The sequence below is a fragment of the Phaeobacter sp. 11ANDIMAR09 genome (genome assembly GCF_001294455.1).
Classification (GTDB): domain Bacteria; phylum Pseudomonadota; class Alphaproteobacteria; order Rhodobacterales; family Rhodobacteraceae; genus Pseudophaeobacter.
This window is the reverse complement of sequence record NZ_LIKT01000048.1, coordinates 1-11,753: the sequence shown is the minus strand read 5'-3', so window position 1 is coordinate 11,753 and position 11,753 is coordinate 1. Positions and strand designations below refer to the sequence as shown.

The window sequence follows — 11,753 nt, the reverse complement described above, 5'->3', positions numbered from 1 at the left end:
GCAAAGTTTGGCGTGGGTGCAGGGTTTACGGCGGCGCGGTACTTTACATCGCGGCGGAGGGTGGCGCAGGTGTCCGCAATCGGCTTGCAGCCTATAAGCACGTACGACCAGACATGGGGTCTGCTCCTTTTACTCTATTGCCCATCAGCTTAGACCTGCACAGCGATGGAGACGCGCTGGCCGTATGCAAGATCATAGCAAATAATCCCCTCGCACTCGTGGTGGTCGACACGGTATCCCGCAGTTTGGGCGCGGGAGACGAGAATACGGCAAAGGACACTTCCATGTTCGTAAAGAACTGCGACTTGATCCGCGAAGCAACTGGGGCGCATGTAATGGTCATTCACCATACCGGCAAGGACGAAGACCGGGGTGCGCGTGGGTCATCCGCATTGCGAGCGGCAGTGGACACCGAAATCAATGTTACATCCAGAGGTGAGATCGTATGCAAGAAACAGCGTGATATGCTCCACGCTGAACCACTACACTTCACCCTTCGGCCAGTTACAATCGGTCGGGATGAAGATGGAGAACCAGTTACGAGTGCGGTAGTAGAGGCAGGCGCGCCAGCAACAAAGCAGCGTCAACAGCCTAAGGGCAAAGATGCTATTTGTCTTCGATTGCTTTGTGAAGCCCTGCTAGAACACGGCGAAACCAAGGCTGGCGGTATCTACCCTGAAAACGGCCAGGTCGTCCACCTCAAACACTGGCGTGACGCTTGTGCTATCCATGGACTGACCAAGGGCCAAAGCGAAAACTCTGCCCGCATGGCATTCAAGCGAGCCAAGGACAATCTCACCAAGATGGGTGAAATCTACGAATGGGGTGACTACGTTTGGAAAGCACGGGATAGTGATTGAGCAGAAACCGTCACAAACGTCACACACCTCTAGGAGGTGTGACGTTTGTGACGAGACCGATGCCCGATCAACCTGCATCGCCCAGCTTCTGGAAAAACTATAATAGTGCTTCTTACCGGATCTTCGTGACGTACGGCAGTACTCACCCGAAAAAGTCGCACTGCCAATTTTCTGCTTCAATGCAGTGAACTACCCACAACACTCCAATCGTTGCACTTCAAGCGCAACGAACAGCCAAGATACTTCAAAGTTAGGAAACACGATGACGGACAAACCAAATCTAGAAATTTTCGACGAATATGGGAACTACAATTTCGAAGAACTTTCCCTTCACAACATCGACGATGTGATTGAGGAAGTCGCCCGATGGACCGAAGGGGGCGAGAACGAAGTGACCCTCGATAATACACAGGCCAATTGGCGTTGCCTTTTTTATTCTGAAAAATTATTGCGACATCTATTCGCGCGCAAGTGTGATTTACTTGAAGAACAGGCCAGCAGCAGCTATACGCCGTCGCCAGGACTGTGGTAACACTTGATAAAACGCTCATCGTAGCCGCGTGGATTTCGGCGCAAAACCGATATTCACGCACTATCCATGTAAGAATGTACTCCCCAACCTCTTTCTGCTCATACACTCTCCTCTGCCTAGAAACATGAGCCTTACAACTTAAACCCTCTTTTCATTTCTCCACCCCAAATCCCTACCATGGATGAAGAATTCAACAAATCAGTTCAAAAATTCCTATATTCGATATCGATGTGGGAAGCACTTAAAGATTTAACCGCGAGAAACAAAAAAATTATGTCCGTTAGATATAATAACATTGAAAAAAGACATCACCCACTTGCTCGCGGAGAAGCAGAACATGTTGCCTCCAAATATTTCTCACGGCAAAGCGAAAGCTGGCTCCGCGCCGTCGGTCGACTTACTGACGACGGATACGAAGCGAGCCGCCACTACTACATGAAGGTACTTCCGAAGAAAGTGGAGGATGAAGAAGCTAAGATCAGGCACCAAAGCGCTCAAATCAATATTGACGAGATAATAGCGCGAGCGATTGGCAGCAGTGACATCGACGATCTCGGTTAGTACTCACATGCGCAGAAATGAAAAGATTTCGCGGCGAGCCTTGGCTTACATCGCAAAGGCCTTCAGTAATGCGCGTGCCGTGGCCACTGACCTCATATTATTCTGCGGTCCAACATCCCGTCAACCAGCGGCAAAACATAGTGACCTTCTGATTTCCACTATTAACAAACCTGTGAGCATGAAAAAATGTTTGTAGTTTTCACCCCCCTTTTGCAGAGACACCAAGAAATAAACTTCATTTGATCATCGGGAAAAGCACTTGCATTTTTAAAATCCAATGCAATTTGATATTTGGCGCCCACTAAATATAAGCAAGTGGGACCTCCCAACCCCTGAGGGGTCGCGCCGACAATTGCAAAGGGGAGGCTTCACCTCCCCCTTGACCCCCAAAAGGCAGCACCAAGATTAAAGGATATTACAATGACGAAACGAACCGAGGATTTTAAGATATGGCTCACCCCCGAAGAAGCAGACAAAATCAAAAACCACGCTCACGATCAGCGCATATCAAAAGCTGACTATGCAAGGTTTCTTATTTTTGGCCCCGGTTCATGCAAGCGCCTACCCTCTGCTGTTGAGCTCAAAAAGATCGCGTTTTTGCTTGCTACTATCTCAGGAAATTTGAACCAGTGTCAGCGCAGCATCAACGCGGCACAACTGGCCGGAACTCTCGATTCAAACCAATTCGCAGCAATGCACAAGGCTATTGCGTTTGGCCACAGCTCATGGAGTAAACCGTTGTCCGAATTCAGGTCGCAGCTCGACCGCTTAAAGCCGGACGTCACCGTTTGATCATCAAAAGCCACGGCATTTGCTCTGGTACAGGCAGCAACACAGTCGCTTATGTACAAGCCACCAATCAAAACGAGGCCGTGGAGCTGTTGCAGGGCGATCCTGAGGCGCTGGAAGTCGCTGACAAGTTTGCGGTACTGGCAGGCCACACAAATGGGCTTATACACATAACAATCAGTCCAAACGAACCTCTGACGCCGGAACAACTCACCAAGACGATTGGGGCGATCAACGAGGAATTCGGTTTCTCATCTGATGATCCAATACTGTTGACAAGACACTTTAGCCGTCGAGGCAATGGCAAAATGATGGATCACTTTCACTACGTCAGGCCAGCCGCAGACGGGAACGGGAGAGTCTACCGAATGTACCGCAGCAAAAAAAGGGATGAGGCTGTTAGCCGATTTTGCGAACTGGAATACGGCCACCAGCTCGTCAGCGGCGCTCACAATGACTTCACTCACAAACGAATGTTGGAACGTGGGCTAGATGACTTCGCAGACCAGCTGACTGACCTAATCAACAGCCGGTCGAAATCTGATTTCGGATCAAAAGAAAACCAGCGAGGTCTGCGCCTCGGTTTCGATATGAAAACCTACCACCACGAGCTGCGCAACATCGCTGCTCTACCGCGCAATCAGCAGCCAGCAGCATTCGCGGAGCTAATCGACAGATTTGATGGCATCCGCATCCTGCAGGGTGACAAAGGCAGCCGCTTAAATCTCATCACCAGCAACGGCGAGCAACTTCACAATGCAAACCGCATTCTTAAGATCAAGGCCGCTGACGTGGCCAATTTCATCGCCCATACGGAGGAGTATTTATATGACCGAACAGAGCCAGAGCCCGGATCCAGACCAGAGCATACGCGAATTGTTGACGACTATTATCAACAACCAGGACAACCTACACCAAACGAACAACCAGATTGTCCAACGTCTGAACGCTCTACTACTGATCATCGACAAGGCGGCTCAGCGCTAGACGCAGAGGCAACTGAGCTGGCTCAGGCTGCGAATGAGTTGAAAGCAGCGATAGAAACGTTCACAGCCAGGCGCAAAATGGATACCACAAGCGCTGACTTCGAAGCCCTTCCAGATCTAAACGATCCAAACTTGATGACTAAACTCGCACGAATGCTCAAGAAATCACTGTGTACAGCCGCCAGGTCCATTGCCCCCAGTCCGATCTATAAACCGCCCGGTGCCCGCTAATTCTCAACATCTAGTTTGCGACCAGTTAGTCTAGCCGTTCGATATTGAGTATTCGTTCGGACGAGGTTGCGACCCGTTGTAGTAAACAGCGCGGCAGTTCAATTGAACTTGTTTGCCGTCTCGTCAAGTCGTACGCCATTTAGAAAGCTACCAATCGCCAAATATGAGAATTTTGGGAGAAACCTTTGTCAAACGACCCCATTACTGTAGCAGCCTCACGAGACGGCCACGAATACCACGAGGCTTGGGCTTCCCGCGTTGCATTGGGACTATTGATGCCAGGCTCCGATCTCCACGCTATCGCGATGGAGGGTTTCGCAAAAGAAGAATCCGAAGATTTTTCCAGCGAAGCCATGGATATAGCCGACATGGTCCAGTATTTTGGTGGTCATCCATCAAAAGACGCCAAAAAAGTCATCGTGACTCAATTCAAATATGTTGCGTCCGAAAATGCTACAGCGCTTTCCGCTGGTCACATCTCAAAGACTATATCTAAGTTTCTGGAAGCAAGGCGTGACTATCTTACGCAGAATGGGGCGGGTTGGGTCGAAGCCGCTTTAGAATTTGAATTTGCGACCAATCGCGAAGTTGGTGGCAATCTAAGGACAGCAATCAGGGCAATTTCCGAAAAGAAGCCTTATTCTTCGCTGAACGGCATGCAAAAAAGACAATACCGTACGCTGACAGAAGGCGAAGAAACCGCCTCAACGGAGTTGGTCGAGCTGTTAAGTAAGCTCAGTATCGTCGGGGCGGGCCGCTCACTTCGTGGGGAAAAGGCAAGCGTACGAAATATTGTGGCAAATTGGGGCGGCGCAAACGACGTAATTGCCAAATTCCGTTTCCATAGCCTTTGCCAGCTTCTCAGGGATAAGGCAGGAACGGAAGGATACAAAGACAACGTTGTGAAACGCACTGATGTTCTCGGGGCTCTTGAGTTGAGCGATGAGGACGACCTATTCCCTGTTCCCCAATCGTTTCCTGATGTTGAAAACGTAGTTGCTCGTTCATTCCTAGACACCGTCGTTGCGGACCTACTTGATGTCCAAAGCCCTATGTTGATCCATGGGGCGGGTGGTTCAGGTAAAACAGTTACTCTGCAAGCATTAGCTCAGCACTTTGGTGAGAACTGTCTTTGCATACTCCACGATGGGTTTGGCGGCGGCCGATGGAGAATGCCGGGTGACGAACGCCACTTGGTAAGTCGGAGTTTGGTTCACTTGGTCAACTCGATAGCGGTGAAAGGGCTATGTGACCCGTTGCTGCCCGGCGCTGACGAAGCTTCTCTTTTGCGAACAGGCCTTAAACGACTAAAGCAGGCAACCGCTGCTTTCCAAAGGCGGAGCAATACGGCGAAGATAGTTTTGCTCCTTGACGCTGTGGATCACGCGGGCCTGAGAGCAGAGGCAACAAATACCAACTCTTTTGCGAACCAGCTCATCGAAGCTTTGCTGATTGAGCCAATCGATGGATTGTTGTTGGTCGCCTCGTGCAGGACCGAACGTATCGCAGATGCAGTGGGTGATCTGGACCTGCCCAAATTTGAAATTCCTCCATTTGATGACCAAGAAGTCAAGAAAAGGGCCGACCACTTCGATGCCCATATCTCCGACAACGATGTCCATGTGCTTAAAGCCAAATCACTTGGAAACCCTAGATATCTCGACGCGTTGCTAAATGCCGGACGACCCTATGATGGAGCTGACGTCAAAGACGAAGGTAAGAATGCTGGCGAACTTCTCGACGAACTCATCCAAAAACAATTCGAAGACGCAAAAAAACTAAGTGTCGAAAGAGGTGTTTCGCGTGAAAAAACAAACATGTTGTTACGCGGCATGTCTGTCATGCCGCCTCCAATCCCCGTGGCAGAAATTGCAGATGCATATTCGTTGAAAGAAGCTGAAATCGTCAGCTTTTTTTCAGATTTATTTCCGCTCATCGAAATCACAGATCACGGGTTGATTTTCCGAGATGAACCAACCGAGACTGTTGCGCGCAGGAACCTCGAAGCCGATGCAAAGGCATTCGACGGAGTTATCGCAAACATGAAGGCGAGGCAGGCCGTTTCAACATACGCGACAAGAAGTCTTCCTCACGTTCTTCAAGAACTAAACTTGACTGACGAACTAGTAGAATTGGCATTTTCCACGATCATTCCAAGTTCGGTTACGAGTAAAATTGCTCGGACAGGCATCCATCTAGCAAGAATTTCAAAAGCCGTCGAAGCCTGTGCAGCGAAGCAGCGGTCGGATGATGTTTTCAGGCTATCAATGTTTGCGGCAAGCATTGCAGGTGGCAGTGATCGAAGTGACGCTCTAATTGAAAGTCACCCTGAGCTAGTAGCAGCAAGCAATGATCCTGAAGCATTGAGAAGATTGGTTGAGAACAAATCCCAATGGCCGGGAGCGCATCACGGCACCTTGGCCGCGACCTACGCGTTCCTAGGTGACTTCAATGAGGCTAAACGTCAAGCACTCAAGTCCATCGAATGGTTGAACTGGTACAATTCCAAAAATGACGAAGACTCAGCAATTGCTGCTGGCTTCAAGTCCAGCGATTGGAAGTCGCCACTTTATGTTCTGCTCTTGGACGGGCAAGTGAAGAAGATAGTCGACTGGCTTTCTAAGCGCAGCGCCAATAAGGCATTCAGGTTCTTTGCAAGCTTACTGGAAATGCTTCAAAAGCAACTGGATATAAGCGACAGAGCCGTGGGCATCCGAGACGAACTGTTGGGTTTTCTCCTTGATGGTACGCTAAAACAGTCTTGGTGTTTGTCTGCTGCTCTAACTGAACTCGAATTGGAAGGTTCAATTAGGATCGCACTGCTAAAAGTTCTGGCGCAAAATGATGAAACTGACGAGACGGATACAAGGAACCGCTGGGAGGACAGGAAAAGACTCACCTTAAAGGATGCCTATCTAGACTTTGCAACTGAGTCTCTTTTACTCGGCCTGAAACACGAGGCCAAGTTGTTCTTGGTGCGAGCATCCATAGATCGTCCAGAACGATGGGACTACGAAAACCAACACGACTACGGCGGGGATATTGTTAGGTGGGTTTTGGCGTCGTCAATCGAATGTAGTCTGGGCAACAGAAAAGCTAGCGTTCGGGAAGCCATTCCTGCGGAACTTTGGAAAGAGATTCCAACCTCCACCAAGAGGCGCGGCCCCAAAGCAATTGAAGAGGCATGCAAGAGGTTACTCGCAACGCCGCGGGGAAGATCTAAGAAATCGACGAAGCTCGACACCGACAAAATCGAACGATGTTTGGAGCATCGTTCCAAGCCTCTAGTTCAAGTAATACAAAATCTTCAAAAATTGCTCACTGGCCAATGCGATGCAAGATTAGTGCAAGATTGCCTTACATCGTTAGCGGAAGATGTCGAGAAAAAGAGCAATTACCCTTTCCGAGACCAGAAACGGTATACTGCCTATCAGAGCTTCATGCCCATCTGCCGCTTGGTTTCTCTGGCAAAAGGCTGGGACGAGAAGACGGCTAAACAAGTTGCGGACTGGATACCTGAATCACCATTAGGTTATCCTCGAGAAATGTATCTGGTTGTCAGAGACTTGGCAAAAACGTCTGTGTCGAATGAAGCAGCAATCTGTCTAGCTGCCAAGGTATTTGAAAAACTTAAGCAAGATGATCAGATTGGGTCTCGTCTCGATGGAATTTGCCGATTGGGTGAGGCTGTTTGGGGTGCTTCACGTGACGAGGCTGGCGCCTACTTTAAGGAGGCCCTAAACTTCGCAGACGCGGTAGGTTCTGACAACCACGACGAAATTAACTGGCTCGCCAGTATAGCTGCAGCATACGGCGGCCCTCCAATAAACGAAAAAGCGGTTCACGACTTTAACCGAATTTGCGAAATTGGCCTGCCCTATGAAGAAGAAAAGTTCATCTGGCCAACCTTCAGTCAGGGGCTTGCTAGGATAGGTGGATTTCGTTCCGTTTCGTTCCTCACGCGCTTAGCAGATAGGGGAAAGGCAGATTTGCGCCGGAGCTTTTTGCCCTATCTGCAAGAACTAATTGTGTCTGGGCGACTGACCCACACACTAGCCGCTTCGCTGTTGGGTTTGGATCAACTTACCGAACGGTGGGATTGGAATGCGGGCGGTTTTGTTGGGGAAGTGTTGGATCGGCTTCCGAAAAATGAAATGGAACAGTTTGCGCGGTGGGTCGTCCAAGAATTCGATAGGGTCTACGCAGGCGGCGTCCCGCAGGACAGTCTAAAGGATGTTGTTGTGGGGTTTTCCAAGTTGCCGCCCGACAATTGCTCGCGAAAGCGCGTCGAAGCAGCGTTCGATCTTGCAAGCAAAAGGTACAAGAAAGAGTATGGTGACCTTAGGGTATCGGAGGAGCAGGACAGGCCGCGCTCAGCGTCGTTTGAGGTCGACCGCTTCGACGTAAACAAGGTCGATGAGTATCTCCAAGAGGTGACCAGTAAAAAAGGCGATTATCAAAATGCACAATCCGCGCTCTTGAGCCTTTCCAAAGGCGTCAAAAGGTTAGATGAACGAATAAAGTTCCTAAACGTTATTCAAAACTCCGAGGTTGCGGAGCTTCGAGAAAAGCTTGCGGCGTTTGAAGCCGTATCAGGGGATTTCGGGAACTCGTCTCTAGTAATTCAAGATTTCTATAAGCAACTGCCGATAGCTCTTGCGAAATCGCACGCGGACGAACTTTGGGGCGGGGCTTGGTTTACTGACACAGTTTTTCGGGAGTTAATACTCCGATCTAAGGGGCAAGAAGCAGAAACTTTGTGCTGTGCACTTTTGGCGAGCAGGTCAGACTTAACGAGTTTTTCTGCGTGCGATTGGCTCAGATATGCGTATTGGTTTTCGAAAAAAGTAACCCATTCGACCTTCGAAGATGCGTTTTCTCAGGTCGTTTCTGGGCTAGCAGAGACAATACCCGAAGGTTTGACAGATCCCGAGTTTTCAGAAGAATACTCTCTGGAAGAAGATCAAGAGAGCATTGTGGCGCAGTTGCTTTGGTTTCGACTTGGCGCTCCGGATGCCAGAGATCGGTGGCGAGCAGCGCATTCAATGGTCCGGTTGGCTCGCATGGGCTCTTTTGATGTTCTGGGTCAAATCATGGGCCAATTTGACCGCGAAGATGCCGTACCATTCAACGATGTGGAGCTTCCCTTTTATCATTTGCATGCAAAGCTTTGGATGATGGTCGCTTTCTCGAAAATTGCCTATGAAATGCCAGGTGCGCTTAAGGGCCTTCAGAGTTTTTTTGTCGACGCGATCCAATCTCAAACAGATCATGCATTGATCAGGCACTACGCTTTCAGCGTCCTTAACGCGATACCAAAGCACGCACTGGACGCCCCTGTTTCAAAGGTGCTTTCCAGCATTGCTCAAAAAATGAAGGCACAAGGAATTGTTTCAAAAGACCAGCTCGACCATCGCCGCGACCACTATGGCGGTAGACCAGACGGAAAATACCGGAGCGATGCCGGCTTCTACTTCGATCACGACTTCGACAAAAATACACTCAACGGGGTTGGCGAACTCTTCCACATAGACACTTGGCGCGTTGAAGAGGAGGTCGCAGCACAAGTGAGGCAATGGAACAGCGACATAAAGTATATGCGGGAGTGTCCTAGGAACCTGAGCGGTGGTGACTGGAATGGTGGGGATAGGTTTACTGACGGATACGGTGCATATCTGGCGCATCACGCCGTTTGGGTTTCAGTTGGAAAATACTTCAAAACTCACAAATTGGCTGAGCACTATTGGCGAGACGACCCTTGGGAAGGTTGGATAGCCGACTATCTTCCAGCGATTGATGGACAAGCTTGGCTGGCAGATGCCATGGACTTGTTCCCAATTGATCAACGCAACATTGATCTAAAAATCGATGAGCCCAATGAACAGACCAAGTCGTATGAGCGAAGAGTTATTGCTTCAATTACTGGCGCTGAACAAGGAAGGCTTGAGCCAGATCAGCTTTATGTGAATGGCTTTTGGCAAGATGACAACGGAAACGATGTCAAAATTGCATCAGGTTTTGTGAGACCAGAAGACACTGTTGCTGTTGTTGAAAGTCTGCTGTTGACGGACCCATTCTTTCAATGGCTACCAGATGAAGATGATCATCCAACGAGCGGATCTGAAGCAGTGCCGGTGGAGCCGTGGCTTTTTACTGAAGAGATTCATCGCGAAGGCATCGATGCTTCTGATCCATACGCTGTCAAGCATGTCGCCGGAAGAACAAGGCCAAACGACAAAACGATAGCAGCGTTATCACTAAAGCGGACTGATGATTTCGGTCGTTCTTGGATGGATGAAAGCCAAAATGTGTTCCTGCGTTCAGAGGCGTGGGGACTGCGGAAAGGACAAGGCCAACATGAGACGGAAACAGTTGGGGATAGGCTGGCAGTCGACACCGACAAACTCAAAAAATTCCTTAGATCACGGCACCGCAACCTAATCATTTTGATCAAAATTCAAAAGTACATCAAATCTGGAGAATACGATGGGAAATTTGCAACAAAGACGGCAGCAGTGATCGTTTCAGGAGTTGGTTCAATTAAAGTTCCTATGAGAATCTCAGCGAAGAGTAGAAGTGCTATTGCAGCACTATCAGAACACGATCGGTCGGACTTTCCCAAATGCTATGAAGCGGTTCTGAGATGCCGGTAAGTCGAAGGTCCGCTTTATACAATTATAGCTATCGATATCGCACGCGCGGCGAACAGCTCCTTACCGCCCCTCGTGTCGATCAACACGAACGGCCATAGCCGACATTGGTGCGGCTCGCGTCTAGCGGCAGCCCACAGCCCGCAGCCCGCAGCCCGCAGCGGACATTGTTGCCCTACAATCCGGGTAGGGAAGCGGACTTTTGCTGCATCACATTTGCACAACAAAAAAGGCTGTTTCTAGCTATCGCGAAAACGGGATCGCATCAGCGCAACCTTTACGAAACGAACACCGCCCACTTGGCAGATGATCGTGACCGCGTTTTCCAAATTGGTCAATCTACCTTTGACAGTTCAGCGCGAACAAAGGTTCACTACCCATCGTTGTCGGCCAGCTCATTCGATCTCATTTCTGTAAGAATGTTCCGCCACTCAATTGGAGCATCAAATGAGATTTCTGCTTCACATTGTTGCAACGTTGAACTGTCTGGGAACGCCTCGACGGCCTCGCCCAAATAAGCTCTGACAACATCCAGTTCGCCTGCCAGTCGATATCTTTCCGCTAGGGCAAGAGCCATAGCAGCCTCGAAAAGACGAGGCGCATGTATGCCAGACCTAGTGGCACGCTCAGACCAATACTTCTCATAGGCCTTTTTGTGAGCCTCTAAAGGCCAGTTATGGTCACCTAGAAACGTACGGCAAATAACAATTTCGGACTCGGCTTTGCTTCCAAATTCTTCATGATCTTGTAGAAACTCTTTCCAACCAGTCGACCTGTTCTCCTCAGAGACCGTCAAATTGAACAGCACGTGAAGACCAAAAATCGAAATTTTTTGTGCAGTTTTCGCCTGAGGAAACAACCGCTCCATGTCAGCGATCATTGGTCTTAGATCGGTAAGGGAAGCGTTTTCTTGCCCAGTCTCGAGCGCCGACAACTGCTGTAGAAATCCCTCGAGCCTTCGTCGAACTTCAACAGCATCATTTAGTGGCTTCCCGACCCAGTATTGAGAGGCGAGTTGCACTTGCACGATGCCAGCTCGCTCAAGGCTATAATCGTAACTCTCAGTTTCTGTCTTTGGGCTATCGCGAACAAACTGCCGGATAGTATGGTGAGTAATACGCTTTAGTCCTTGTAGGGTTAGTGG

At 49.4% G+C, this 11,753-nt stretch carries 7 protein-coding genes; 6 read left to right on the top strand and 1 reads right to left on the bottom strand.

Features of this window, described 5'->3' with window-relative positions; genetic code table 11:
* From AN476_RS21320 to AN476_RS21295, 6 genes are all read left to right on the top strand, one after another.
* Nucleotides 1-860 (top strand): AAA family ATPase (locus AN476_RS21320; RefSeq protein WP_157063837.1); only part of this gene is annotated, 860 nt, incomplete at its 5' end.
* A 262-nt stretch (nt 861-1,122) separates the two neighbouring features.
* Entirely contained in the window at nt 1,123-1,392 is a 270-nt protein-coding gene (locus tag AN476_RS21315; RefSeq protein WP_054463788.1) for a hypothetical protein, read from the top strand.
* Between the two features lie 177 nt (nt 1,393-1,569).
* Nucleotides 1,570-1,953, top strand: coding sequence for a hypothetical protein (locus tag AN476_RS21310; RefSeq protein WP_157063836.1), 384 nt, complete (start codon nt 1,570-1,572; stop codon nt 1,951-1,953).
* Nucleotides 1,954-2,373: 420 nt separating this feature from the next.
* Nucleotides 2,374-2,745, top strand: a complete 372-nt coding sequence (locus tag AN476_RS21305) for a hypothetical protein (RefSeq protein ID WP_054463786.1) — start codon at nt 2,374-2,376, stop codon at nt 2,743-2,745.
* A complete protein-coding gene (locus tag AN476_RS21300) occupies nt 2,742-3,959 on the top strand; it encodes a hypothetical protein (protein ID WP_054463785.1) in 1,218 nt (405 codons plus the stop codon). Before AN476_RS21305 ends, AN476_RS21300 begins: the two co-directional genes overlap by 4 nt.
* Before the next feature lie 185 nt (nt 3,960-4,144).
* On the top strand, nt 4,145-10,612 hold the full coding sequence (locus AN476_RS21295; RefSeq protein WP_157063835.1) for a hypothetical protein: 6,468 nt from the start codon (nt 4,145-4,147) through the stop codon (nt 10,610-10,612).
* 370 nt (nt 10,613-10,982) lie between these two features.
* Here AN476_RS21295 and AN476_RS21290 read toward each other — a convergent pair.
* Nucleotides 10,983-11,753 (bottom strand): hypothetical protein (locus AN476_RS21290; protein ID WP_253279962.1); only part of this gene is annotated, 771 nt, incomplete at its 5' end.

What these genes read in the sequence shown, in the direction of transcription:
- AN476_RS21315 (WP_054463788.1), top strand. Translation starts at nt 1,123, where the DNA reads ATGACGGACAAACCAAATCTAGAAATTTTCGACGAATATGGGAACTAC.
- AN476_RS21310 (WP_157063836.1), top strand. Translation starts at nt 1,570, where the DNA reads ATGGATGAAGAATTCAACAAATCAGTTCAAAAATTCCTATATTCGATA.
- AN476_RS21305 (WP_054463786.1), top strand. Translation starts at nt 2,374, where the DNA reads ATGACGAAACGAACCGAGGATTTTAAGATATGGCTCACCCCCGAAGAA.